The 23466-nt window shown below is 61.6% G+C and carries 26 protein-coding genes; 1 reads left to right on the top strand and 25 read right to left on the bottom strand.

Going from position 1 to position 23466, the window contains the following annotated elements:
* Position 1: 1 nt before the first annotated feature.
* Positions 2–733 (bottom strand): hypothetical protein, encoded by a 732-nt coding sequence (locus tag ACRQ5Q_RS17025; protein WP_439399101.1) that lies wholly within the window; start codon positions 731–733, stop codon positions 2–4.
* A 209-nt stretch (positions 734–942) separates the two neighbouring features.
* On the opposite strand from ACRQ5Q_RS17025, the gene ACRQ5Q_RS17020 reads away from it, so the two are divergent.
* Positions 943–1467 (top strand): hypothetical protein, encoded by a 525-nt coding sequence (locus ACRQ5Q_RS17020; RefSeq protein WP_439399099.1) that lies wholly within the window; start codon positions 943–945, stop codon positions 1465–1467.
* Between the two features lie 188 nt (positions 1468–1655).
* Here ACRQ5Q_RS17020 and ACRQ5Q_RS17015 read toward each other — a convergent pair whose 3' ends face one another.
* The 24 genes from ACRQ5Q_RS17015 to ACRQ5Q_RS16900 all read right to left on the bottom strand — a co-directional run bounded on the left by ACRQ5Q_RS17015 (position 1656) and on the right by ACRQ5Q_RS16900 (position 23213).
* A complete protein-coding gene (locus tag ACRQ5Q_RS17015) occupies positions 1656–2426 on the bottom strand; it encodes a hypothetical protein (RefSeq protein WP_439399098.1) in 771 nt (256 codons plus the stop codon).
* On the bottom strand, positions 2416–3084 hold the full coding sequence (locus ACRQ5Q_RS17010) for a hypothetical protein (protein ID WP_439399096.1): 669 nt from the start codon (positions 3082–3084) through the stop codon (positions 2416–2418). The genes ACRQ5Q_RS17015 and ACRQ5Q_RS17010 overlap by 11 nt, the downstream gene beginning before the upstream one ends.
* Positions 3085–3275: 191 nt before the next feature.
* Positions 3276–5345, bottom strand: coding sequence for a LamG domain-containing protein (locus ACRQ5Q_RS17005; RefSeq protein ID WP_439399094.1), 2070 nt, complete (start codon positions 5343–5345; stop codon positions 3276–3278).
* Between the two features lie 3 nt (positions 5346–5348).
* Positions 5349–6194 carry a baseplate hub domain-containing protein gene (locus ACRQ5Q_RS17000; protein ID WP_439399092.1) on the bottom strand — a complete coding sequence of 282 codons (846 nt, stop codon included), beginning with the start codon at positions 6192–6194 and terminating at the stop codon, positions 5349–5351.
* On the bottom strand, positions 6191–6835 hold the full coding sequence (locus tag ACRQ5Q_RS16995) for a DUF2460 domain-containing protein (protein ID WP_439399090.1): 645 nt from the start codon (positions 6833–6835) through the stop codon (positions 6191–6193). The genes ACRQ5Q_RS17000 and ACRQ5Q_RS16995 overlap by 4 nt, the downstream gene beginning before the upstream one ends.
* Positions 6832–10572, bottom strand: coding sequence for a phage tail length tape measure family protein (locus ACRQ5Q_RS16990; RefSeq protein ID WP_439399088.1), 3741 nt, complete (start codon positions 10570–10572; stop codon positions 6832–6834). Before ACRQ5Q_RS16990 ends, ACRQ5Q_RS16995 begins: the two co-directional genes overlap by 4 nt.
* Positions 10569–11267, bottom strand: coding sequence for a hypothetical protein (locus tag ACRQ5Q_RS16985; RefSeq protein ID WP_439399086.1), 699 nt, complete (start codon positions 11265–11267; stop codon positions 10569–10571). The genes ACRQ5Q_RS16990 and ACRQ5Q_RS16985 overlap by 4 nt, the downstream gene beginning before the upstream one ends.
* Positions 11251–11532 (bottom strand): phage tail assembly chaperone, encoded by a 282-nt coding sequence (locus ACRQ5Q_RS16980; protein ID WP_439399085.1) that lies wholly within the window; start codon positions 11530–11532, stop codon positions 11251–11253. Before ACRQ5Q_RS16980 ends, ACRQ5Q_RS16985 begins: the two co-directional genes overlap by 17 nt.
* 53 nt (positions 11533–11585) lie before the next feature.
* Positions 11586–12044 (bottom strand): hypothetical protein, encoded by a 459-nt coding sequence (locus tag ACRQ5Q_RS16975; RefSeq protein WP_439399083.1) that lies wholly within the window; start codon positions 12042–12044, stop codon positions 11586–11588.
* A 126-nt stretch (positions 12045–12170) separates the two neighbouring features.
* A complete protein-coding gene (locus tag ACRQ5Q_RS16970; protein ID WP_439399081.1) occupies positions 12171–13418 on the bottom strand; it encodes a phage tail tube protein in 1248 nt (415 codons plus the stop codon).
* Between the two features lie 70 nt (positions 13419–13488).
* Complete coding sequence (locus ACRQ5Q_RS16965) at positions 13489–13947, bottom strand: hypothetical protein (RefSeq protein ID WP_439399079.1); 459 nt, start codon at positions 13945–13947, stop codon at positions 13489–13491.
* Positions 13947–14300 carry a hypothetical protein gene (locus ACRQ5Q_RS16960; protein ID WP_439399077.1) on the bottom strand — a complete coding sequence of 118 codons (354 nt, stop codon included), beginning with the start codon at positions 14298–14300 and terminating at the stop codon, positions 13947–13949. The genes ACRQ5Q_RS16965 and ACRQ5Q_RS16960 overlap by 1 nt, the downstream gene beginning before the upstream one ends.
* The gene (locus tag ACRQ5Q_RS16955; RefSeq protein ID WP_439399075.1) at positions 14297–14698 is read right to left on the bottom strand and encodes a hypothetical protein; all 402 of its coding nucleotides are present in this window, start codon (positions 14696–14698) and stop codon (positions 14297–14299) included. The genes ACRQ5Q_RS16960 and ACRQ5Q_RS16955 overlap by 4 nt, the downstream gene beginning before the upstream one ends.
* A 1-nt stretch (position 14699) precedes the next feature.
* A complete protein-coding gene (locus tag ACRQ5Q_RS16950) occupies positions 14700–15104 on the bottom strand; it encodes a phage fiber-tail adaptor protein (RefSeq protein WP_439399073.1) in 405 nt (134 codons plus the stop codon).
* A 4-nt stretch (positions 15105–15108) separates the two neighbouring features.
* A complete protein-coding gene (locus ACRQ5Q_RS16945) occupies positions 15109–15336 on the bottom strand; it encodes a hypothetical protein (protein WP_439399071.1) in 228 nt (75 codons plus the stop codon).
* 16 nt (positions 15337–15352) lie between these two features.
* Positions 15353–16027: a hypothetical protein gene (locus ACRQ5Q_RS16940; protein WP_439399069.1), complete on the bottom strand. Its 675-nt coding sequence runs from the start codon at positions 16025–16027 to the stop codon at positions 15353–15355.
* Between the two features lie 8 nt (positions 16028–16035).
* Entirely contained in the window at positions 16036–16437 is a 402-nt protein-coding gene (locus tag ACRQ5Q_RS16935; protein ID WP_439399067.1) for a hypothetical protein, read from the bottom strand.
* A 75-nt stretch (positions 16438–16512) separates the two neighbouring features.
* Positions 16513–16938, bottom strand: a complete 426-nt coding sequence (locus ACRQ5Q_RS16930; RefSeq protein ID WP_439399065.1) for a hypothetical protein — start codon at positions 16936–16938, stop codon at positions 16513–16515.
* Positions 16939–17026: 88 nt separating this feature from the next.
* Positions 17027–18406, bottom strand: coding sequence for a phage major capsid protein (locus ACRQ5Q_RS16925; RefSeq protein ID WP_439399063.1), 1380 nt, complete (start codon positions 18404–18406; stop codon positions 17027–17029).
* Between the two features lie 134 nt (positions 18407–18540).
* The gene (locus ACRQ5Q_RS16920; protein WP_439399061.1) at positions 18541–19584 is read right to left on the bottom strand and encodes an HK97 family phage prohead protease; all 1044 of its coding nucleotides are present in this window, start codon (positions 19582–19584) and stop codon (positions 18541–18543) included.
* A gap of 15 nt (positions 19585–19599) precedes the next feature.
* Positions 19600–20874 carry a phage portal protein gene (locus ACRQ5Q_RS16915; protein WP_439399059.1) on the bottom strand — a complete coding sequence of 425 codons (1275 nt, stop codon included), beginning with the start codon at positions 20872–20874 and terminating at the stop codon, positions 19600–19602.
* The gene (locus tag ACRQ5Q_RS16910; protein WP_439399058.1) at positions 20871–21044 is read right to left on the bottom strand and encodes a hypothetical protein; all 174 of its coding nucleotides are present in this window, start codon (positions 21042–21044) and stop codon (positions 20871–20873) included. The genes ACRQ5Q_RS16915 and ACRQ5Q_RS16910 overlap by 4 nt, the downstream gene beginning before the upstream one ends.
* A gap of 13 nt (positions 21045–21057) precedes the next feature.
* On the bottom strand, positions 21058–22839 hold the full coding sequence (locus ACRQ5Q_RS16905; RefSeq protein ID WP_439399056.1) for a terminase TerL endonuclease subunit: 1782 nt from the start codon (positions 22837–22839) through the stop codon (positions 21058–21060).
* Positions 22839–23213, bottom strand: coding sequence for a hypothetical protein (locus ACRQ5Q_RS16900; RefSeq protein ID WP_439399054.1), 375 nt, complete (start codon positions 23211–23213; stop codon positions 22839–22841). The genes ACRQ5Q_RS16905 and ACRQ5Q_RS16900 overlap by 1 nt, the downstream gene beginning before the upstream one ends.
* Between the last annotated feature and the right edge of the window lie 253 nt (positions 23214–23466).

Here is a 23466-nt window from a genome sequence, read left to right as displayed (position 1 = left end):
GTTACGCTGCGCGCTTGAACAGGGAGGTGATCCAGGCGCCGATCGAGCCGGCGGCGGGATGGGTGAGCGACGGCGCGGCCGGCGCCGGCACCGAGGCCGGGTGCGCCGGCACGACTGGCTGCGCGGTCTTGCGCACGATCGGCACGACATTGCTCGCGGCCGGCGCGCCGAACTGTACGCTCGTGTCGATCGCGGCCATCGCTATGATCAGGCCGGCACAGCCGAGTTGATGGTCGACGACATCGGCGCGATAGACGTGATCGGCGACATATTTGCCGCTGCGGTACTGATCCGTGCCGCTCCAGACATAGGGCGAGGCGACGCCCTTCGCGGCATAGCCGAGGCCGTTATATTGCTCGAGCAGCGTCATGGTCCCGCCAGCGCTCCAGTCCTTCCAGCGCGCCGCATAGGGCGCGCAATTGACCAGCGCGTCGACGGCGCAGTCTTCCCACGAGCTGAACGGCCCGCGGCCGGCCGGCACGTGCACGCTCTTGCGGTCCCAGGGGTCGCCCTGTGCCAGCGAGCCGCGCCAGCTCTGCGAGCATTCGCGCTCGTGGATAACGGCAATAACGAACCACGGCACGCCGGTGCGAGCCGCGACGGCCTGGTAACGCGCCTTGGCGGCGGCGCTGACCAGGCGCTGGGCCACCGGCGTGAACTCGGCGGCGCGGGTCAACTTCACCTGTGAAAAGCGCGCCGCGTTGGACGCGGAGAGCGCGACGAGATTGACCATGACCGCCCCCTACTTCTTGCCCGGGAGGTCGCTCATCCGGAACGCACGCTCGTCGTCTTTCAGACTTTGATACATGGCTACCCCTTTGCTCTTTAAAAACTGGAGATGATCGAGATTCGGACGGAAAACCGCATTAACCTCCGGTAGAACGAGGAAATTCTGCGCCCTCGCGGTGATAGCCTCCCGCTATTTTCAAGGGGGACCGTTTCATGAAGCGATTGGCGTTGTTGTTTTTGCTGCTATCCAGCCCAGCCTTTGCTCAGCAACAAGGCTCACGTCCAACCACCGAGAAAGACGTGACGCCGCTGTCGCAACCCATTGTGCCGGAGCCGGAGCATCACCGGATCACGATCCCATTTGGCGAGACGGCGCGGATCTATTTCAAGAGGTCCATTCGTTCTGTGCGCATTGCCGACACCGAGATCGTCTCCGCGCAGCCAGAAAGCGATCACGTGGTTGAATTTCGCGCTATGGCGCCAGGCGAGTCCCGGTTCGACCTCGAAGCCAACGATGGGGAAAAACGTTCCGGCACCATCGTCGTTTACGGCGAGCTTCACGAGATAAAAGTCTATACGCCGGTCCCCGCGGACAAGCAGAAGCAGGTGCCGAATGCGGGCGTCGTCATCATCCAAGCACCGGAGGGTGGCGCTGACGCCAAGAAATCCGCCGAAGCTGAGTACAGTTCTCGCCTCTGCAACGAGGTCGGATGTAGGCCTGTACCGCAAACAAAGTGAGCTTGGCGTGACCAAGAAGAACAATCGCGTAAGGCTGTGGGAACTATTGATTTTATTTTCCCTATTGCTAGCCGGCGGCGCGATCACTCTGAAGCTCCCGCTCCGAGCCAGCATATGGTCACAGTGTCCCTCAGGTCAGATACCGACATACAATGGCAATGATCTGACCTGCATAGCGCCCTGAAGCCTCACAGGCCCCACTTGGTCTTTAGCGACGTGTCGAGCGTCGCCACGTCCGTCGAATTGGTGAATGAGGTCGAGACACCAATCTCTGCAATCGCGCCGTCGAATGGCGATGATGTCGCCCCGGTCAGACCACCGAGGGCTAATTGTCCCGACGCACCAAAGGCCGCGTTCAATGTGTTGCCTGTGGTAGCGACGCCATTGATGTAGATCGTCATCACGCCGCTGCTGTCCACCGTCGCGATGATGCGGACGTTCGTACTATAGCCGACGCTGGCGTGCGCGATACTACCGTTGCGGTAGAGCACAGCATTTGTGCCGGTGTTTTCGCGCGACAGTAGCCACGACTTGTTATTGTCGGCGTCGTTGGAGCCGCCACCGTGCACCGCGTCCACGTAATAGGAGCATATGCGCCCATAGGTCGTCGTGCTGCTGGTAAAGAAGCCGACGAAGAACACCGTCAAAGTGTTGCCGGTGCCCATTGGGAAGACGCTTCTAGCCAGATAAGTACCTGACGACGAAAACATCATCGCCGGGCGCGAGTTGAACCCTGTTGCGTTGTAGGTAGGTGGCGTGAACCCTGACGATGAGAGCGTTTGCCCATTGCCGCTCTGATCTGCAATCGTGCTGATATTCGATCCCGACAGCGACATGCTGGCGGTGACGCTCGCATCCCACCAGCCGACTAGTCCGGGGATCGGCGCCCCGCCGCCACCACCGCCGCCGCCCGACGGTCTCAGGGGTGATCGCGCGATGATCTGAGGACTAAACAGCACGGGCTTGCCAGCCCCTTGCTCTGCCGATGATGGTGGTTGAGTTCGCGGACGGTGTGAACGCCTCAACCGCCTGATATTGGATATAGAGCGTCTTGGCTCCTGGTGTCGGCACACAGACCACGAACCCGCCAGCCTGCGAGTAGTTGGTCTCGTTGAAGGACGGAACCAATCGTCCAACTGTCCCGTCAGAGAAGCCGGTTTCCATGTAGCCCATGAACGCGCCGACATAGCCGTTGATCTTCTGGCTATAAGCGGCGTTATCGCCGCCACCGACACCGCTCGATGCGGTCGGGTCTGCGTTGAACAGGTACGCCCGGAGTTTCTTACCGGCCAAGCCCGTGTCGGTTGACTTGATCAGAATATCGCTGATGAAGATCGGATCGTCGTTGGTGTCCGAGATCGTGGCCGACAATGCCGTGACAGAGCCCGCGGTTGCGTTGTCGGAGATGGAATCTCCCGCTGAATACGCCGTCACGTTCGCCGGTCGCGTCAACGTGGTGAAAGCAACAGAGAACGCCCTGTTAGAAAGGCTCTTGAGCTGCCCGCCAGCGCCGTCTCCAAGGACGGGCATTGGAGAGATGGCGCTACCATCATCCCAGAACCGTCCCGTGAAGCTAGCAGCAGTTCCGTCCTTGATGGTCTTGGTTGTTGCGGCCATTAGAACATGATCCCATCATAAAAGAAGTCGTAGAATTTCGAGAAGTCGAGCGAATACGTCACCGTATTTGGGTCATACGTTCCTGGGTCCAAAAGCGAGCCTGGCGTGACAACAACCGGAGTCGTCCCGCTACTCGCCCCGATGTTGCCGGGCTCGTAAGTGCTGCCGACGCAGTTATCCAGGATTGGCATTTAGAACCTCGGGAAGCGCGCGTTTGGCACGACGAAAGACGAATCTGTCGCGTATCGAGCCACGCCATTCGTGATGCGCAGCTCGTCAATAAATCCGCTGAACCGAAAGCCTGAGCCATCGTTATTCGCGCCGATGCTCAGCGTCGGCGTCGATAGGCCAGGGTTGTAGATTGTGTGTGTTGCGGTCGTAGAGCCGACACAGACGCCGTCGAGATAAACTCGGTACTTTGTCCCGTCATAGTCTGCGGCGATGTGCTGCCACGAATGAAGGGACGCAACTCCTCCTGCCACAATGGCAATGTTGTCAGTTCCGGCCGTGCTGATGTTCAGTGAGACAGCGCCGCTACTGAGATACAAAACCCAAGAAAGAGTCGGGAGGCCGAACGAGCCATCCCATCGCCCAGCGATAAACTCTACGCCGCTTACGCTGTTCGGGTATATGAACGCTTCCACCGTGAACGGGAATGCCCCGAATGTCAGCCAAGAGAGGGTTGCTGTGGCTGATGTGAACCGAATACCGGACGCGCCATCCAACGACAGAGACTTAGAACCGAACTTGGCCTGCGACGAACTTAGAAGAGCGCCACTTCCCAATTGATCGGCCGCGCCCCAATGATGCGGGCTTTCGTCGTTGTAGCTGGTGTACCCCATCAACAAGACGACATAGGAAAGATACGGATCGGCGTTCGGGATGGTGCATCCCATAATGGCCGCAGCCACGAACTCGACCATGTAGTTCGGGCCGTGCGTCGTCTCCATGATCTTGAAGGTTTCGTTATTGAAGTCGTCACCAAGATCACGGATAGCAACGAGAGTGCCAGGTTCAATCTCCATGGCAACCGCCATCGCCGTGCCGGTTATCGTCTTTCGCGCGACCTCTTCGTGGTACTTCGCAAATGTAACAATAGACAGCCGAGTGGCGGCATCCATGATGACCGGCAAATATGCCGCGTCTTTGCCAACAGACGTTGTGACTGCAACAGGATCGCGGGGGCGCTGAGCGGTAGACGGCACGATCGTGTAGTCGGCGTCAAGATCAATCGTGGATAGCTCAAGATCCTTCTTAACGGTGTCAGGCCCTTGCCTGTTCGTCGTGATCGTTCCTGAGAGCCTGTCGATGTCTAGGTTGATGTCGGCTGATGTCGTCGAGCCACGGTCAACAATACGAAGCTTGTCGGTCTGTAGAATGTCCCAATTGGGATAGAACCGCTTGAACTGCTGGACGAGCTGAAGAAACTCCGTGTCTTGCGTGATGATGAACCCACCATCGGCAACACCATCCGTTATTCCAATGGTTTCAAATTGGTCTGTTGTCAGGCCAACATAAGGCGAATATGCGAGCCGCTCGAACGCCTCGCCAAAATTTACCGCCTGCCCGTCCTGATCTACGAACCTGCAAGAGATGTATGGATAGCGGTTGAACTTGGTTTTCGAGAGCGGAAGGTTTTCAATTGCGAGCAGGACCTGCCCACGATAAGCAACCGCGTTCGCGCCGAAGTTCGTTGTCTCCAGTGAGTCAGCCGATTGTGTCAATGATCCCGTATAGAATCGGCAGGTAAACGGTTCGACTTTGAACCCGCTGGAGCTTGGAGTAACAGGACCGGCCGCATTTCCGACGCAGCTTCCGACCCACACAACTTCGGAATCGAACGCGATTTCAATCAGCGTCAGAATGCGGGTTGGATCCGCTTGCACGCCGAACGAGTTGATGCCGGATGCCGCGCCGCTAGATACCCAAGGTCCAGAAATGATGTCCCCGCCCACGCGCCCCCGGCCCAGGACTAGCAGCGGGATTATGTGGCCGTATAAAGCATATTGCGTATCGGTTGGGGCAACGCCGGTCGAAGCAGAGACGGCAATCCCCGTCGGGGCCGCCATCTGCATGACAGGCGATTCCCATCCGAGCGTATATCCATATTGAGTCTGAATATGCGCTGTCTGGGTGTATCCGGTATAGGGGCCACTCGTTACAATGGTGGCGCCGTCAGATGTCGTTCCGGTCGTATAGGAACCGGGGATGCTCGCGATCGTCGTAAACGAGCCTGCTGGTGCCCAATCTGCCGTTGTCATTGACTAGACCTGTTGAGCCGCAGCGGCAGTGCCGAGGAAATGGGGCTCCCCGACAAAGTTCAATTGGTTGGAAAATTTGGCGCAGCCATTCGGTGACTCCAAAACCTTATTGCAGCCAGGATAAAGCGTCAGACCCATGCCAACGGTCAGCAGACGTTGGCGCGGTAGATACGTCTTGATGGTTTGGGTCGATTTGACCCAACTCGCAATTTCGAACGCGACACCGCCATCCGTCACGCCCACGCCTTGATTGAAGTAGCCATCGTCTTGCGTGAGACCGCTCACGGTAAAGCCAAACAAGCCTCCGGTGGCGTCGCCGACCGTGACCACTGTGGCCGAAACTGCGTACAAAGCTTTGTTCAAGCCGCACAACATCGAGAACACATCCGTCCGACACATCGGCGACCGCTTCTGCGTCATGATGATCCGGGCTTTGACCGAATAGCCCATCACAGAAAACGAGAACTGATGCGTAATCGGATCTGTCGATGTGTTCGAGATCGTTCCGGTAAACAGAAGACCCTTGCGGGTCAGGTTGAGCCGATCAACCGAATAGAGTTCAACCTTCGCCCCATCGAACAGCCCAAGGTCAATGTCGGTACTGTCAAAGGTGAACCCGGAACCATGAACTCCGTTGATTTGACAAGACGGATTTTCGCCGTTCGCCGTGTGCTTGACGCCGCTGATTTGCAGACCTGGAATGACGCTGTAAGTGTCGCCCTCAACAGGAATGGCCTCGTTCGACTCAGCGATCCTGGTAATCGATCCGTCCATGCGCGTGATGACGCACAGCCGAGCCGGGAAGCCAACAACAGAACTGCTAATTGAGAGCGGCGAGAGGTCCTTCATGACTCGCCAATGACTTCCCTGATCGGGAGAGACGAAATCGTGGCGATGCCGGCTTCCTTCACTGCCAACTGCACCGGTCCATCGAACCTGACCGGCACATCAAATTCACCCGTCCAGGTGATCGCCTTGCCGGATGCTGGTGCGGATACAAACGTGACGAGACCGGAGCTGTTGATCGTGTAATCGACCGTCACCGTCTTGATTACGCCATCGACTTTGATGGTCGGCGCTACATCGGGAGAGACAAGTTTGATTTCACGGATGTATTGCCTTGGCCCGGCGATGCCCAAAAGAAGCAGGCTCGGGTCATACGTTTTTTTGAGCTGAAACGCAGTAGTGGACCCGTCGCCAGTTCCAAACTGCTCATTCGTCGCCTTGTAATCACTCCAGTCCCTGAACCGAAACGGGTACAGTTCTTGATAATGCGCGAGGTATATCGCCATGATCGCGCGGAAATCATTGTCGTGATCCGCTGAATCGAGCAGGCCATAGGCAACGTTGCCCTTGCCGCGACATTTCGTCCAGCGCCCGAACCGTTGCTCGACGCCGGAGATCGCTTCCTGCACGACATTGCTGAATTGCGGACTGAACTGAGAACCCGCCTCGATATTTGGCGGGAGGCGATAGGCTGGGATGGTCATCGAGCCCCCGCCAACTGCCGCGCCTGTCGCTGCATTTGCTGATACACCGTTCGGCCGATCGCATTCGCATCATCGCTGGATGCGTTGCCCTGAATTTGTATGATGATGTTCCCAAAGCTGATTTGCGGAGAACCGCCGCCCCTGTTGGGGCCGTTCGTGACGTTGACGCGCTCGCCGGATGCTACGGGAAGCGTCAGGGTCATGTTGTCGTTTGCGCTGGGAACGCCGGGAATGTCGATATATCCCGTGCTCGCCATGCCCTGAGAACGGAAACCGATGTGAGAGGTTCGCGGATCCTGCGTATAGTAGGGCGACAGCAATTCAGAGTTCGCGTTGGTAGCTTGCGTGTTGTTGTCTATTGCTGTCGTGAGCTGTTGGATCGCCTGCTGAACATCGGCGATTTTCTGATCGCGCTCGACGCTGCCTGGCAGTGTGTTAAGGAAGCCGAGTTCATTTTGAAGATTAGCGGCCTGCGCTGACTTGTCTGAGGTCTGCGCATTCATCAGTTGGATAAGCTGATCATATGCAGATATCTTGGTTGAGACCTGCGAGGTCTGCGGACCGAGATAAAACTTCATTTGAGCCTGGTCGGCGAGGCTGTTGCTCACATAGTTGGGATCCGCTCCGGTTGTATTCGGCGCGTTTTTGATCGCATCCAGCGCGCCCTGAATACCCCCGGTGGCGTATGCGGCATTGAAATCAATGCTCTTGGCCTGCGCGTCAGCCAGCATTTGATAATACGCCGGGTTAGCGCCTTGGTCGATGTGGCCTCCATTGCCAATGTCCGGCCCGCCAAATCTTGTAACAAAACCAGAGAACGTCAGCGGCCCCTTGGGCATAACGTTGGGCGTGAAATTGATCGTCGACAGGTACCCCGGATTGGAGAAGCCATTCGATGAACCGCCGGAGTTATCAACCGCGTTCATCGCTTGCAGCCCTTGCGTACCGCCGTTGCTAATAAGACCACCGGTGCTCGCATATTGGCTGATGGCTTGTTTCAGCAACTCTCCGCTCGCCGCAGCCTTTTCCATGTAGTTAGCAAGCGTTGCGGCTTTGAGCGATGCGGCAGCAGTCGCGTCTGCGCCAGCTTGAATGGCGTTCTTATAGGCGATGGCGGCCGCGGTCTCCGCCTCCGTGCCGTTCTGCTGCGCCTTGATCATGGCGGTCGAATCTTTGAGCGCCTCGACCTGCTGTTTTACGGAGGCAGTCGCTTGCGCCTGCGAGTTAGCGAGCTGCTGGGCGGCGACCTGCTCGGCGATCGTCGCGTCGACCCCGTCGTGCTTGAGCTGATTGGCCGTCGCCTGCGCCTGCGCTTGCATCTTCTGCTGCTCGGTAACGGCAGCGGCGACCGGCGCCTGATTCTGCAGGTTCCACAGCGTTTCCTTGGCGGCAGCGTTCACCTGCGCCAAAGCCTGCCGCATGTTCATCAAGGCGATTTCAGACGCTTCAGTCGCTGACTTGCTATTCAGCATCGCGTTGGCGTAATCGGCCGCTTCCTGCGCCGCGATCCTGGCCGCGCCGCCGACGGCACTCGCGACCGGAAGCATGTTCTGCTGCGCTTGCAGCGACATCGCGGTCTGCTGACCGACACCGGCCCACTCCTTGGAGACGGCGGCGACGATCTGCTGGTTACGCGCCTCTGCCTCCTGCTGCTGCTGCGTGAGCGCGAGCAGGTTCCGTTTGGCAGTCAGCACGTCGTCATCAACGCTTCGGCCTTGCGCGCTGACCGCCCCGGCCGCTTTCGCCTCCTCCAGCTTGTTGATCTCGGTTTGGAGCTTCTGGATCTGTTCGATCGCGGGGATGGTCCCCTTGTCGATCGCAAGCACCTCGGCGGAGAGGTGATTGATTCGCTCCGCGGCACCTTCCGCGGACTTCTTATCGAGCTGCGCCTGCAAGCGCTCCCACTCGCGGCTCAGCGCTGCGACGTAGGGGGCTGCGTCGGCATTGCCGTTTGCCGCAGACGTGATCGCTGCATTCAGCGATTTCTTGACCGCATCGATCTGATCCTCGACCCCGACCGGCTTCGTGGACACCGCGTTGGCGGCCCCGGCTTTGATGCGGCTCCATGTGCGCTCCCACGCGCCCATCGTATCGATGGATTCCTTGAGCTTCGGGTCGAGCGCATCGATGATGGTTTGGAACGCTTTGGTCTTATCGCCGGCCTGCACCAGGGAATCGACCGCCTTCACGGTTGCGTTGTCGAAGTCACCGAAGGTCGTGCCCAGCTCAAGAAGCGCCTTGCGTGGGTCGAGCATGAACCCGAGCGTCGCCTTGCGAGCATCATCCATGCTCACGCCGGTCTTCGTAGCGAACCCAGCCATGGCGTCGCCCATGTTATGCAGCTGGCTGATGGTGATCTCGCCGGTCGCCGTCGCGGCCTCTGCGAGCGCGCGCATTTCCTTTTGGGTGACAAGGTCGCTGGAATTCTGCGCGACGAAGTTGTTCTGGTCGGCGATGGTTGTGCCGCTGCGCGCGCCCGCCCCGATCAGCGACAGCGACGCGGCCTTCTGCGCCCTTTCGGCGGCGACCGACATCGCGACGAAACCTGCGGTCAGAGTGGCGACGCCGGCAATAGTCAAGGTCAACGGGTTAATCATGCTGACGACGGACGTGACCACGCGCTGGGCAAGGGTCGCGGCCTCACCGAAGGCACCCGCCAACCCGTCCTTACCGGTTGAGGCATAGGCCAGGTGGTTCATCTGTTGGGTCACCGCCTGCAAGAGCGGAGCACCTGCCGCAACCTGCTCAATGCCGCCGCGAACTGCGTGGAACAGCGACTGGCCCTGCTGGCTCACCGCCGCGGCGGCGTGCGCGTTCTCCTCCATCGCCGAGGTGTCTTGCTTGAGCGACGCCACCTTTTCGACGAACGCCGACTTGGTTCTCGTGATGGCGGCTGCCGCCTCGACCTCGGTCAGCGCGCCGACCTTCGCCGCCTGGCTGATCTCCGCTAGCGTTGCCTTGTACTGCTGCCCAGCCGCAAACAGCGGGTTGTACTTGGCGCGGAGATCGTCGAGCTGCTTGCCGTACGCGGCTATGTCTGCTCCGCGGTCCGGAACAATTGTCTGGCTGTTGACAGCGGCTTGCGCCGCCTGTTTCTGGAGCTGGGCGACGCGCTCCAGGTTGGCGATTTGGGTATTATAGGAAGCTGTCTGATCCAGCCTAGCTTTCGTCGCCGTCTGCGCCGAAATTGCGCCGACGCGCTCGGCATCCGCGATCTCAGCCAGGACCGACGCATACTTCTGCCCAGCAGCAAACAGCGGGTCATACTTCGCTCTCAGCCCATCAAGCGCTGCGCCATAAGCCGCGATATCCGCCGCCCGTGCTGCGCTGTCGCTCAATCCGACAACACCCGTCGTTGAATTGATCGTCTTTTGAACCGCAGCCAGACGCTCCATCTCGTTGCGCTGCTTCTGCAGCGCCTGGCTAACGGCGCCGTAGCGCTGCTCGGCCGCTGCCAGGACGGCATTGCCGCGCTCCAGCAGCGCCGGATTCTGCGAAACTGCGAGGTTGACGTCGCGCTGGATCTTCTCGAACTGCGCAAGCTGGCCGGCGGTCGTGCCGGACCGCCGCTCCAGCGCAGCGAACTTGCTCTCGACCGACGTCGTCGACCGCTCGGTGCTCTGGGACGCAACGGTGACGCCGTCATAGGCTTTCGCCAGGCCCTGCAGCTCGGCAGTCACCTGATCCGTGCCCTCGCTCGAGGACTGGATTATGACCTTGTCGACGGTATCGGTCATTGGAGGGTCACCACGATGGCGGGAACGCGGGTCAGCCACTCGGTCGAATTTGTGCGACGCTTGTGGCGCGCGGCGAGCGCCCGCGCGCTGGCGGTGCTCGCCCATTTGCCGATCGGCGTGGCGCCGACGCTGCTAAGCGACGAATAGGTTGAGCGTATCTTCACGACATTGCCGAAGCGCGAGCGCGCGTCATCAGCCGTGCGCTGGTAAATCCGGTTCTCGACCTGAATGACGAAAGGCTCACCTTTCTCCGTCACTCCGATCTCGATCTTGCGTGCGTACGGCACAACATTGAGAAAGATGTATTCCTGCGCCGGCGGCGGATTGGTCGGGTCGCACTCGACGCCGTCGGCGAACAGCATGTGGCCACGGAGATAGTCGCCGCTAACGATCGGCGAGCGAGCCCGGAGCGTTGCGAAGATCCACTGCAGGACGTCGCCGACCAGGCTCCATTCCGCGATGATGATGCCGCGGTCCGGATTCACGCTAGTGAGCAGCGCGCCCTGCCGTCCGTCGACCGTGACCGTCTTCGGCGGTACAGTGCCGAGCGCAGCCCTGTTCTGCGCGTCCGCCGCGTCAATCTGATCCTGCGCAAAGGCCGCAACGCGGGCGCTGCGGGCCTTCGGCGACAGGTTGCGATCGACGACAAGCTGGATCGTCTTCGCGAGCGGCGTCAACCTAGTTCTTACCGGCATTCTTCTTTGCTTGCGCCGCGTTGAGGATGGCCGCTCGGCGCTGGCCGAGCCGGATGACAACCCGCGCCTCATGAGGCTCAAGGCGCTGGCCGGTTGCTGCCGACCAGGCCTCAAGGCTTTGCCAAGTAATAACGGGGTGCGACCAGCCATTGCCCTGGATTCCGCCGGCGATCTCGCAAAAGGCATCCCAAACGTGTCTCAGCAGCCTCGGAAACCGAGGCGCCGGTTCGCTGGTGACGCCGCCCTTTGGCCGAATGCCGAACATGGCGAATTGCCGATCAGCAGAGGCCTTGTGGGCGGCGACGCTTGCGCCATCGCTTAAGACGACGCCTCGCTTTGCGTCCCACTCTGCGTAGCGATAGAGCCTTTCGCAGAGCGTTTGATAAAATTTGCGCTGTTGTTCGCCGCTGCCCACGCCGGACCCCAGAGCCACCGGGTGTCGGGAAGCGCATAGAGCTCCTGCGCGTTCTCGAGCGTGCAGGGCTCATTCATAGGCTCACCGGTCTCTGGATTGACCAGATACCACGACGTCGTGAGCACGGCGGCCTTGGCGATGTTGTGTTCGAACGGCGTCGGCGCCGGCTTGCCGTCGGCGGCGAGCGCGAGGACATGCTCGCGCCACTCCTTATCGAACTTGCGACCGGTCGGCGAGTCCTCCGACAGCATATCGATATAGGCGCGCCTGCCGTCCTTATCGACGACAGGATCACCGCCGAGAGTGGCATAGGAGCGATAAGGCTTTCCGGTCCCGGAGAGCGCTGCGAACTTTGAAGTCATGTCAAATCACCTCTGGCAGAAGGGTGACGGGCCACGACTGCCATCGCGGCCCGCCTATGCGCATAGCCCGATCGGAGGGACATCCGATCGCGGCCCGTGTCCCCTTGGCAGCGGGGATGGTTTGCGTCAGAGCGTCGTGTCGCAGATCTGGATCGTGGTCTGGGGAATGCCGGCACCGCTGCCGACATATTTGAGCGCGGTGAAATCGGCCGTCACGATCTGCGCCGCCTCGCCCTGCAACGGATTGATCGCGCTGCCGAGTTTGATCCGCGGGCAATAGATGATGTTCGAGTCCGCATTCGACGCGCTTCCGGTCACGAGCTGGCTGAGCAGGTCGATCTCGGTCTCGTTCTTGAAGTCATCGAACGTCGTGCCGCCGGTGAGCTGCATGGTGATCTGGCCGCCCACCTCAGCCTTCTGGACGTGGATCGCCGGGAAGAAGTTCTGCCCCTGGCAGGCGGTACCGGTCAGCTTGCGATCCATGTTCAGCGTTATACCGGTGACGACCGCTGCCGCCGAGCCGTGTACCCGCAATAGACCATTCACCGAGTTGAAGATGCCGGTATCGGTCTCCGGATCCGGATCGGTAAAGAACGGACCGCCCGTGCCGGTTTCCATGAAGCGGCCGCGCACCATGTGTTCAATGGTGCAATTGCCCTCCGCCGGCATGTTGAGCTTGAAGCCGCCCACGCGACACTCGGTGAATAGCTTATACAGGCCGCCGCTCACGTCCGGATGATAATGCTCGAAGCCGAACTTGCGGTTGACGTTGTCGGCCTGTCGCGAGGGCAGGATCAGGCTCTTACCCTTCTGGGTGACCGTGAACGCCGTGTCGGCGGTCTCGGTGATCGGCGCCGGGAACACGGTGAGCGTGCGATTGCTGGTGCCACCGAACGCCAGGATCGTGAAATTGACGCCGTTGTTGCCGGCGGTCGCCAAGTTGGCGAACTGGACCGGATAGCCGACGCGAAATCCCTTCGCGACGGGATCGCCGGCTGCGAACGTGATGGTGCCGGCGGAATTGAGCGTGACGCTCGTGAAATCAGTCTCGCTGCCGGTCACGGACGCTGCCCACGTGCCGCGGAACGAGGCCTCAAACAGGTCCGCGTAGGTTTCCGGGCTCCATTCGCCCGAGATCGAGCCTTCGACCCAGTTGGACCCCTTGCGGCTGTCGACGACCTGCTGATCCTCGCGGACTTCCTGTGACGGATTGAAGGTCGACTTCAGATCCAGTGTGCTCTGCAGGCGGCGAAGGACCTGGGCGCCGGTCGCACCCAGATCCGCGTCGGAATCCGCCAGCTCGTTTTCGATGATCACGCCGGACGCGTATTTCTTGTAGGCAAGCCTGGCTTGTACGCCCTCACCGATGCTCATGAGATGTCTCCATGGAATTGCAGCGCATCACCGGCTGCGGGTTACGGCGAGTGCCGGATTGGAAGGTGGTTCAGCCGATCTGGTCGAAGGTCAGCGAGATCTCTGCGACCGCGCACTGGTAGTTGTTGACGGCCCTCAGGCCCGGCACGGAAATCGACGATCCCGGCCCGATGAAGATCACGTCCGCCGCCATAACGCTGATGACGTTGTCGCCATAGCTGCGGAGCCGCGCGGCGATCTGCTCGGCGCGGTTCGATGTAGCCTCTGCACCAACCTCCGAGCCAATCGGCGAAAACACATAGGCCTCGACCAGTGCGCGATTGCGATAGAGATTGCGCCCCACGCCGCCGCCGAACGCCGTCGGCCGGCCGCCGGACCCCTCGTTGTTGAAGATGATGTACGCGAACGGCGCGGGATCATTGGGTAAGGTCGGGGCCTCGTCGCCCTGCCAATAGAGCGGGAACGCGAAGGCGCTGTCCGGTAGCAAAGCACGCACAGCTGCGCGGGCCTCGGCTTCGGTCGTGCTCACTAGCCCCTCACCTGCAGCTCGTAGGCGCCGAGCACGCCAGCGATGCGACGCTTCTTGTCGTCGATGCCGGCGATCGTCAGCTCCTTGCCGAGAACCACGACCTTGTCGGTCGGCAGCAGCGGCAGCGCGACCGGTCCCGTCTCGAGATCCTCAGCAAGCAAAATTATCTTCCAATCGCCCTGCAGGATGGGGCCTGCGATTTCACTCGGCTGATAGAACTCTTCCTTACCGAGACAATCCTTCTCGTGTCTCGGCCGCGGCGATCCCGAGCCATAGTATCGGCGCACCGTGACGGTCCCGCCGGCCGCGCTGAGCGCACGCCGGTACGACTGTCTCACAGCAGCCGGGGTCACGACGCCTTAACCCCATTGATGACCTGACCGCCCTCGGAGCCGCTCGAGGCGGTGTCGCCATCGTTTGGGCCGCCATTGTCCCCGGCCAGCATGGTGCCGAGCAGCTGGTCGAGTTGCGACGCGTTGCTTTCCAGCTCACCGGCGTGGCCCTGCAGCGCCTTGTGCTGCTCGTCGATCTTGTCGAGAACGCGATCGTAGCGCCGCCCGGTGGCGGCGATGTCCGTTTCCAGCTTTTTGGCCCGGGCCAGGCGTGAGCGCATGCCAGCCAGCTCGATCGGCCGCTTGATATCGATCATATCGATCCCCTCAAGAATTCGCGGATCCCGCTCGATCGCAACGAGCAACCGCCGCAACCTGAGCCGCTGATGCGCGACGGCAACCATTGCCGCGACGTCCATTTCACTTCGTCTTGACCTTCAGCTGGACGTTCTGGTCCATCGTCCGGCCGGCCGCCGTCGTGACGCGATTGACGACTGTGTAGATGAGGCCATCATCTCCGCCGGCGAGCCAAACCTTGGTCCGCACCTCGACAAAGGTAGATGGATTCTGGTCCGGCCCCTCGAGCGTCCCGACCGGCAGCAGAAACAGCGAGGCGACGATCTTGTCCGCCGGCACAACGCCGACGGCCTTGCCGGCCCGCTGCTGAGCGTAAGCATTCGCGAGCTCACCAGCCGAATAGAGGTGCCACGTCCAGTCCACATCGTAATCGGCGATGTCGTCGGGCCGCTTGCTGGCCCACCACAGCGCGACCCGTGACGCGGGCCGCGCGACCACCACGCGCTGCGATGTCAGGAAGTCCGTCAAGGCATTACGCCAGCTGCAGCTTCTTGGCCTCGGCCTTCGACAGCGTCTGCAGATTGACGTTCTCGTCGATCACCAGGACGCGGCCGGGCAGATTGAGCCGGCGCTCGAGCTGGGCTTTCATTTCGGCCGCGACCACCGAGCTCACGGTGCCTTTGAGGCGCGCAACTAGGATATCGCCCTCAGCCAGCTGCAGCTTGCCGATCCTGAATTCGACGTCATCGAGCATGTTCACTTGCAGACTCCTTCACCTATGCAACAGCGAAGCGCGGCCGGCGCACCAGCGCCAGCTCGGCTAGAATCTCGGATGGCAGCTTTTCCGGGTCGCCCACCGTTCCGACCCAGTAGCTGAACTCCATTACGCCAGGCACGCTCTCACTGCGCAGCATCTGGTCGCGCGAGAGATTGAGACAGAACGACTTCACGAGCTTCTTGGTGCAGGAGACGATCGCGGGCGGCACATCGGCATCGGGATCCGGCGGCAGGACGTAACCTGCGGTATAAGCCACGGCGATCGATTTCGAGAACATCCACGGGCGCGGATAGCCGGATGAAGCATCGAACCGGTAGAGCGCGCCTTCATCGGGGTCGAGCCGGTATTCGGACGGATCGAGCGTATCGCCGTCGAGCGTGACGCTCCCGATCGCGGTGACGTTCTTCCGCCGCAGAAACAGCGGCTCACCGCCCTCGCGGCACGTATACCGATCGAACGCAACGACACCGTTTTGCCAGAACGTCTCCACGGCATCTTCCCGCGGCACACGGAATCCGACGGCGAGCTCGATGTCGCCACTCGCTTCCTGGACTTTCGTCTCCAGCACAGAATCGTCGACCGTGAGCAGCGAGCCGAGCTCCGCCCGGAGGACGTCCACCGTGGTGAACATCGGTCGCGCCACGGGCGAAGCAACGGTGACGATCGAATGCATGCTCGGTCTCAGGAACCAATCGCGACCCAGTTCACCTTCTTGGCGAAGGTAGTCGCGGCCACCGGCGTCGGGTCGGTGCCACCAGTATTCTTCCAGGTCTTGATGATGATCGAGCCCGCGACAGGTGCTCCCGCCTGGTCGCCGATCTGGGCGCTCACCATGAACGGATCGTCGCCGGGATCGGATTCGAGCGAGACAACGACCGCTGCGACCGCGGCAAGGCCGGTGTCGATCGTATCCGCCGCGGTGACCGTCGTGGCCTGCCCGCGCGCGATCTTCAACGGGACGCCTGCCTGCGAAAAAATGCCGCCAGCCTCGATGTCGAGCGTGCCGCCGTTCTTGACGAACATGCGTTTCCCGCCCTGCTCGATGCCGGCCTTGACGTCCTGAGTGTTGGATTGTGCCGACATCGCGGCCTCCTTGTTCGAGATGAAAGCTAGGCAAGCCGCCACGCAAGCGTGGCGGCCACGGTGAACGATCGGCGGCTAAACGGGCGGGTTCGCCGTCGGGCGCATCAGCGGCAGCGTGACCCAGACGCCGGCCAGGAACACGTTGCCGGTGTTGCTCGCCGGCGTGATGGTCACGCGCTTGTAGCGCTTGCCGCTCGGCCGGAACCCGAGCTTGAACACCTTGTTGTCGGCGGAGAAGTCGAAGCTCGCGAGCACTTCGGTGCCAAGCAGGTCCGCATCGGCGACCGCCGTGTTATCCGAGAGGTTGGCCTGGTCGCCCTCCTCGGCCAGCACGGTGAAGGTGGCATCCGCGTCGGCCAAAGAGCCGCAGAGGATCAGGAACTCGGCAGACTGGATGCCCTGCATGTCCAGGATCTGCGACACGTAGGCGGTGTTGTCGGTGGTCGCCGAAGCGGGCGAAATGCCGCGCTTGACGTCGATATTGTCGTGAAGCTCGCGCATGACGAGAACTCTCCTTCGAAAATTGTGGGGTTGATGGGGCCAGTGCGGGCCCGCGCCATCCGGCGCAGGCCCGGCGAGCATCAAGCGATCAGGTGGCCAGTAGCTTGATCGCCTCGAAGTTGGTGACGTCGCCGCCGACCCGCTTGCGGGTATAGAACTGGACGAAGGGCTTGGCGGAGAACGGGTCGCGCAACGTCGAGATGCCGACACGATCGACGATGGTGTATCCCATCTTGAAGTTGCCGAAGGCGATCGGGAGCGCCGAGGCGCCGACCGCAGCCATATCCGCCGCCTGCCGGACCTCGTAGCCGAGCAGCACCGACGGCTTGCCGGCCTGCTGGTTCTGCTGCCAAATGTAACGGCCTTCACCGTCCTTCAGCAGCATCACCTTGCCAACGGTCGCCCGCTGCATCATCCAGATCGCTCCGGCGAGGTAAAACTCCTTCAGCGCCGTGAGGACAAGGATCAGATCGTCCCAACCCACCTGGCCGCCGGTGCCGGCCGCGATCTGCTCGATCTTACCGGAACCATTGGCTACGAACGTCCCTGCGGGATAGGTTGTGAAGCCGCGCGGCTTCTTGACGCCGTTACCGACGACGAAGGCGCTAGCCTCGGTGCGACCGAACTTGTCGCCGATCTTGTTACCGAGCCAGCTCTCGATGTCCCAGGCATTGTCCTCCAGCAGCTTCTGGGTCACCTTCGGGTTGGCATAGAGCTCGTGAACCGGGATACGCTGGATCCCGACCTTTCCAGTTCCGGTCTCCGGGCGGTCCTCCTGCTCGCCAACCCACCCCGCGGACATCTCATCATCGTCGCGCGGTGCTTCGTAAGCATCGGACGAGATCGTCTGGATATCCGCGACCTGACGCACAGGCGAGGTCTCGAAGTTCACGCCCCGGATGATCTGGCCGATCGTCGGCGTGACCATGTAGCCGCCGTCCGGATCCGAGCCGACCGACATGGCCTTGGTCTCGGCGCCCTGCAGGCCCTTGTCGTCCTTACGGAGGTAGACGTTGAAGGCGCCGCAGTAGGACTTGACCTCGTCGAGATCGACCTTGTCAGCATCGAAGTCAGCCCTGAGCTCGCCGCGGCGCGCCTTGGCATCGCGGGCAAACGCCTTGGCGGCCTTGGTGCCCTCTTCGCCGTCGCCCCAGTTGCCGCCGAGCTTGCCGCGGTTGAGCTTCTTCTCGATCTCGTCCATGCGACCGGCGGCTTCCTTGAGCGCGCCATCGGTGATGGACTTGACCTGCTTGGCGATGGCGTCGGACTTCTCCAACACGCCAGCGGTCAGCGCCTCCATGTCCTTCTTGAACTGCTCACTGGCAGCAACGGACTTCGGCGCGTCCTCGGCGATCCGGCGGACTTCCGCGAGGCTCTTGTCGGTCGTCTCTTTTAGGGCCTTGACGTTGTCGCCGATGGCCTTGATCTCGCGCTGGGCGTCGGCCAGCACGTCATCGATATCGGGCATGTGATGCCACTCCTGAGATGAGGTTTAGGTGAAGGCCAGCGAGCCGGCCGGTGGTGCAGCGCCATCCTCATCCCGAGGTTCTGACGGTCGTCCGATTTGCCGCCCTCGTCCCGAGGCTGCGGCGAAAACTCAGTTCAGGCGGTTGCCTGCTTGGCGTCACGCAACGACGCCATGAACGCATCGAGCCGCGCGTCGCTCTCGGATTCCATCGCCCGGAAACCCTTCTGGGCGATCGACTTGGCGGCGAAATGTGAGAAGCCGCCGACGTCGCGAAGGAAATCCTCGAACTGGCGGACGGTGGTGATCTGGCCGGCTATCGACTTCACCGAGGAGACCATCGCCTGGTCGTTCGCAGGAAAAGTCACCGGCGAGACTTCCCAGAGCTTGACCTCGTGGATCTTGCGCCGCGGCTCGTTGTCCTTGGCACCGCGGGTGAATCCGGTCGCGGTGTAGCCGATCGACAGGCCGTCGAGCTGGCCCTCCTTCATTGCGCCGTGGATCGTCTTGCCGCGCTCGGTGTCGAGGTTGATCAACTGGCCCTTGGTGTGCAGCCCGTGGCTATCCTCGGACATGTCGGTCCACTTGCCGATCGGCAGATCCGCCATCGGATCGGATGAACCAAACAGGCCACCGCCCATGCTGCCGTGGTTGAGCAGCATCTTCGGCATCTTGCCGCGCGACTTGTAGTCGGCGAGCGTTTTAGTGAAGGCGCCGGGCAGCATCACGTCGCGATAGGCGTCCTCGTTGTTGAAGACCGAGCCGTAACCCTCGAAGCTACCGGTATCGCCGCCGGAGAACTTGAACTCGAAATTGATCGCCTTGCGATCATAGCCGCCGGCGCTCTTCGGCTTGTCGATGAGCTCTAGCAGCGCGGCTGCGGCCTTCTCGACCGCGGCATCGTTCTGCTGGGCAGCGCGGTGCTTCGCCGCGATCAGGCCCGACCGATAGAGCTTGTCGGTCTTTGCGAACGGATACTTGAACCGCGCCTTCGTCTTGTCGTTTGCGGAACGGTCGAGGCCGAGGTGGTGCTTGGAGTAGTTCTCCCAATCGTCGCCACCCTTGCCGAGCAGCGCATTGCCGTCAGCGGCATCGAACGACCATGCCGACGTTTTGTCGACCTTGCCGGCCGAGACCAGCGAATGTGCGTAGCTCTCGCCAACCAGATTGAGATCGGTCATCAGTTCGCCTTTCCGTCAGGTCTTCGGGGGCGCAGGTGTCGCACCGAGCGCTGATTTCGGCACGCCGTCGTCGCCGATCGGCCCAGCGTTCAGCGGCGCATAAACGTGCTTGCCGGCACCATTCGGAAGTTCCGGCAACTCATCCCAGCCGCGGACCTCGTCGATCATCGCCCAGCCTGGCGAGGCGCCGCCACCCAACGCGTCCTTGTTGTAGGCCGCGCGGTCTTTCGCGGTGGCGCGCAGGAACTCGCCATCCATAAACTTCGTGTAGTAGCCCTGCTTGCGTTCCGGCTTCGTCAGCAGCTGGCGGTTGAAGGCCTGCTCGAAACGGCGGTGCCAGGGGCGCACGGTGTGCACCAGGTGCAGCGCGACCAGCGTTTCCGCTGCAGCCCGCGCCGCCATCTCCGCCGGGTACCCGATCACGATCGGAAGCACGCCCATGCCATGGCAGATGCTCTCGATCTCGTGGTTGCGCAGCGCGATGTGCTGGCTGTCGACGCCCTTCATGTCGAATGGGGTGAACTTGGCGTCGTTGTCGAGCAGCATCACCCGGCTGACATTGTCGAGGCCGGTATAATGTTTCTTCACCCATGCGGCGAGGCGGATCAGCTCCTTCTCGTCGAGGCTCTTGTCGACCGAGATGATGCCGCTCGGCCGGGCGCCGTGCGCGTGCAGCATGGCATGGGTCTGCTCAGTCGCCAGAGCAAGCCCTAGCGGTTCCTGCAGCAGCTGCACCGCGTCGAGCCCCTTGAGGCCGTCCCACGACAGCCCGCGAATATGCAGGATCTCGCTCGGCGTGAATTCGGCCTGCGAGCCATCTGGCGCCGTCACCAAATAGTACGGCGTCCGATCGGGCCTCCACTTCGGCTGAACATGGGTCGGGATGATCGGGATCAGCTCGACGATCTTGCCGCGCACGCGGTTGACGAAGGCATAGGCGTTGTTCGTGACCGCGCAGTGGACTGCAAGCGTTTCCTTGAATTGCAGCGGGTCTTGCCACTCGTTCGGCTCTGAATCGAGCAGCTCGTAGACCGCATGGTCGAACGCCTCGGTTCGGCTGCCGCCTTGCGGCTTCAGGAACAGCTTGGTCGGCACCGTGGAGACCGCCTCCACAATGCGCCTGGTGCAGGCCAAAAATGCTGTCACGCGTAGCGCGGTGCGCCAACTTACGGCGGGGCCCGACCTGGACTGATAAGAACCGCCGAGCGTCGTGGCCCACAGATCGTTGATCTGGCCCCAGGTCAGGCCTCCACCAGCTGACTTAAACTCGATCGAGCCGAACAGACTCATTTCGTTGCGGCCTCGAGCTTGCGCCCAATCAGGACCGAAAGCGCCATGGCCAGCGCGCCACCGACAAGAAACCCGGCCGGCACGTAGATCAGCCACGCGCCATAGGCGATCGCGCCGGCGCCGGCGAATCCGACCATGTCGAAGACGACGTGCGGCGCGCGCCGGAGCACGGCCGACGCAGTCCTAGACAGGCCTGCCGACACCCTGGACCATCTGCGTGCCATTATCGGCGTCTCCCATCATCATCGCGTCAGCGGCCGCGTCGATCTTGTCCATCAGGCCGTCGATGTCGTCCGTGTTCCACCCGGAGCGCGAGGCGGCAGCGGCAGGATTGCGCGCCATCATCCACACACCGTTCATCAGCGCCGCCCATGGGTCGATCTTGGCATCGCCCGCATTCTGCTTGGTGGCGCGGATCGCAGTCGCGAGCGGCTCGATCTTCACGTTGCCGACGCACCAGTCCATCAACGCAGACTTCGCGTGGCGGAGCGTGCCGTTCTGCAGCTTGCGCTCGGCGGTCTTGATCGCATTCATCATGCCGAAGCCCTGCGGCGCGCCGACCAGCAGCTTGTTCTCGACCGTGACGTCGATCTCGGCGAGCGCCTCAACCATTTCGCCGATGCCCGCCGGGTCAACGGCAACGCCGCCGAGCAGGCCGTGGTCCTTGATCGTCGTGATCAGCTCAATGATGCCTTCGATATCGTCGCCGGCGGTCTGGTAGATCGTGAGTTCGCCGGCGGCCTTGAAGTCCAGGAGGCGCGAGGCGATGGATTGCCGGCGTTCGAGTACGCCCTCATGACACCAGGCATGCGACCAGGACAGCCAATCGCGCGTGACCTTGTGCCGACCCAGGACGTTACCGCCGTAGAGGTCGTCGAGGCCTCCGCCGTCGAGGGACACGATGATCACGTCGCAACTATCGATGATGCCTTCGAGCGTGATGGTCTCGTCCTCGCCTTGGGCCCAGTATGCGGCGCCAGACCATCCATCGACAGTCATGCCGACGCCCATCTCGATGTTGAGATGCTGGCTAGCCCAGATCCGAATGGCATGTTCGCCCTTCGACCGCTCGGTTTCCCAGTCAGCCTCGAGACTGCTGAGGTGCACCGATCGCCCGAGGTTCGGCATGACCATCGGCCAACTCGCCGAGTCCTGCCACTTGTCCTTGTCGCACGCGATGCTCGGCGGAAATTCCCAGAACGCGGGCAGCAGGGCGCGGTGCACCTTGCCGCGGAAGTCGCCGGCTCTGATCTTACGGCCGTTGATCAGCTCGTCCTTGAACGCGCCCGCGGGAATATCGTCCGGCATCGTGGTCGGCATCAGGAGAAGGCCTTCCGGCGTCTTCTCCAGTCCGCCGCGGATCTGCCGCAGCACCTTGGGCGCATGCGCGTTCCGACCGAGCAGGTGAAGCTCCTCGAGCACCGCGAAGATTAATATCGTTCCGGTCAGAATGTTGACGTCGAACGTCTTGATCTTCAGTTCTGTGTGGTTGGCCAAGTCCTCGATCGTCTTGATGTGATCACGCGTCCGAAAGCGGCGCTTTAGATCCTGCGAAGCCTCGATCATCCCGACGGCCTTGTCGTAGGCATTCTCGGCGATCGCCTGCGTCGGGCCGATGAACAGCCCTTCCGCGCGGGGGCGCCGGTTCATCAGCAGCAGCGCGATCAGCAGGCCCGCCACATAAGTTGTCTTCGACTGCCCCTTCGGCAGCAGCATCATGATATCGCGGATGTAGCGCAGCTGCTGTTCGGGAAACCACGACCCGAACGCGATGCGCACGATATCGCGAAACCATGGGCCGCAGGCTTCCTTCATACGCGGCAGGCCAGGCACGTCGGGCAGCCGCAGCTCGTCGAACATAGCGAGCCCAAGATCGGCTTCCGCCTGGTTCAGTGGCAGATCGGGGATCGGCGCCCGCCCCGCGCGGATGCGATCCTCCCAGTCAGGGCAGCTGAGGTCCCACATCAGTTCGGACGGCCGTCGCCTTGACGCTTCGCCATGAGCTCGCCGAGCGTTGAGCCGGTGTCAGGAGTCTGTGCCGCGGCGAGCGCCGCTTCCTTCTTGCCAAGCTTGGCCGGCTTGTCGGACTTCTGCGGCTGCGAGGTCTGGCCAAACAGCATCAGGTCGTTCTCTTTCAGCACATCGCGGAACTCGCGGCCGGCGGCGACGTTGCCGGCCATGAACAGTTCCCAGAGCTTGGTCAGCAGGTTGGCGTTCAGCCGGTCGCGAGCGACGTCGCGAAATTTCAGCTCTGAAAAATAATGCTTCCGCAAGGTCGGCTGGGTGATGAACATCGTCGCCGCGATCCTGGAATTGCTCCAGCCCGCCGCGACTAACATGCTGACACGATTCCGATTTTGCTGAGATGCGACGTGCTCTGGGCGGCCACGCTGTCCCCAGTTGGCCGGCACAGGATCGCCGAACAGGTCGAAAATCTGGTCCACGAGAAAAAAACCTCTGAATGAGCCCCCATGCGGTAGCCGCGCCCCGGGTGGCAGGGATTTACCCACCCCCCGGGTAGGCGCGGTTCCTCCGCGCGGCGGCGGTCTTCAGCGAGTGGTGCCTTCCGCATAAGCACTGGCCGTTTGCCGG

The organism is Bradyrhizobium sp. PMVTL-01 (assembly GCF_051861855.1).
Classification (GTDB): domain Bacteria; phylum Pseudomonadota; class Alphaproteobacteria; order Rhizobiales; family Xanthobacteraceae; genus Bradyrhizobium.
Note: the sequence above shows the minus strand (reverse complement) of the source record. Positions and strands in the feature narration are given on the sequence as shown.

What these genes read in the sequence shown, in the direction of transcription:
- ACRQ5Q_RS17025 (WP_439399101.1), bottom strand. Translation starts at nt 733, where the DNA reads ATGGTCAATCTCGTCGCGCTCTCCGCGTCCAACGCGGCGCGCTTTTCA.
- ACRQ5Q_RS17020 (WP_439399099.1), top strand. Translation starts at nt 943, where the DNA reads ATGAAGCGATTGGCGTTGTTGTTTTTGCTGCTATCCAGCCCAGCCTTT.
- ACRQ5Q_RS17010 (WP_439399096.1), bottom strand. Translation starts at nt 3,084, where the DNA reads ATGGCCGCAACAACCAAGACCATCAAGGACGGAACTGCTGCTAGCTTC.
- ACRQ5Q_RS17005 (WP_439399094.1), bottom strand. Translation starts at nt 5,345, where the DNA reads ATGACAACGGCAGATTGGGCACCAGCAGGCTCGTTTACGACGATCGCG.
- ACRQ5Q_RS17000 (WP_439399092.1), bottom strand. Translation starts at nt 6,194, where the DNA reads ATGAAGGACCTCTCGCCGCTCTCAATTAGCAGTTCTGTTGTTGGCTTC.
- ACRQ5Q_RS16995 (WP_439399090.1), bottom strand. Translation starts at nt 6,835, where the DNA reads ATGACCATCCCAGCCTATCGCCTCCCGCCAAATATCGAGGCGGGTTCT.
- ACRQ5Q_RS16990 (WP_439399088.1), bottom strand. Translation starts at nt 10,572, where the DNA reads ATGACCGATACCGTCGACAAGGTCATAATCCAGTCCTCGAGCGAGGGC.
- ACRQ5Q_RS16985 (WP_439399086.1), bottom strand. Translation starts at nt 11,267, where the DNA reads ATGCCGGTAAGAACTAGGTTGACGCCGCTCGCGAAGACGATCCAGCTT.
- ACRQ5Q_RS16980 (WP_439399085.1), bottom strand. Translation starts at nt 11,532, where the DNA reads ATGTTCGGCATTCGGCCAAAGGGCGGCGTCACCAGCGAACCGGCGCCT.
- ACRQ5Q_RS16975 (WP_439399083.1), bottom strand. Translation starts at nt 12,044, where the DNA reads ATGACTTCAAAGTTCGCAGCGCTCTCCGGGACCGGAAAGCCTTATCGC.
- ACRQ5Q_RS16970 (WP_439399081.1), bottom strand. Translation starts at nt 13,418, where the DNA reads ATGAGCATCGGTGAGGGCGTACAAGCCAGGCTTGCCTACAAGAAATAC.
- ACRQ5Q_RS16955 (WP_439399075.1), bottom strand. Translation starts at nt 14,698, where the DNA reads ATGGACGTCGCGGCAATGGTTGCCGTCGCGCATCAGCGGCTCAGGTTG.
- ACRQ5Q_RS16940 (WP_439399069.1), bottom strand. Translation starts at nt 16,027, where the DNA reads ATGCATTCGATCGTCACCGTTGCTTCGCCCGTGGCGCGACCGATGTTC.
- ACRQ5Q_RS16935 (WP_439399067.1), bottom strand. Translation starts at nt 16,437, where the DNA reads ATGTCGGCACAATCCAACACTCAGGACGTCAAGGCCGGCATCGAGCAG.
- ACRQ5Q_RS16930 (WP_439399065.1), bottom strand. Translation starts at nt 16,938, where the DNA reads ATGCGCGAGCTTCACGACAATATCGACGTCAAGCGCGGCATTTCGCCC.
- ACRQ5Q_RS16925 (WP_439399063.1), bottom strand. Translation starts at nt 18,406, where the DNA reads ATGCCCGATATCGATGACGTGCTGGCCGACGCCCAGCGCGAGATCAAG.
- ACRQ5Q_RS16920 (WP_439399061.1), bottom strand. Translation starts at nt 19,584, where the DNA reads ATGACCGATCTCAATCTGGTTGGCGAGAGCTACGCACATTCGCTGGTC.
- ACRQ5Q_RS16915 (WP_439399059.1), bottom strand. Translation starts at nt 20,874, where the DNA reads ATGAGTCTGTTCGGCTCGATCGAGTTTAAGTCAGCTGGTGGAGGCCTG.
- ACRQ5Q_RS16905 (WP_439399056.1), bottom strand. Translation starts at nt 22,839, where the DNA reads ATGTGGGACCTCAGCTGCCCTGACTGGGAGGATCGCATCCGCGCGGGG.
- ACRQ5Q_RS16900 (WP_439399054.1), bottom strand. Translation starts at nt 23,213, where the DNA reads ATGTTAGTCGCGGCGGGCTGGAGCAATTCCAGGATCGCGGCGACGATG.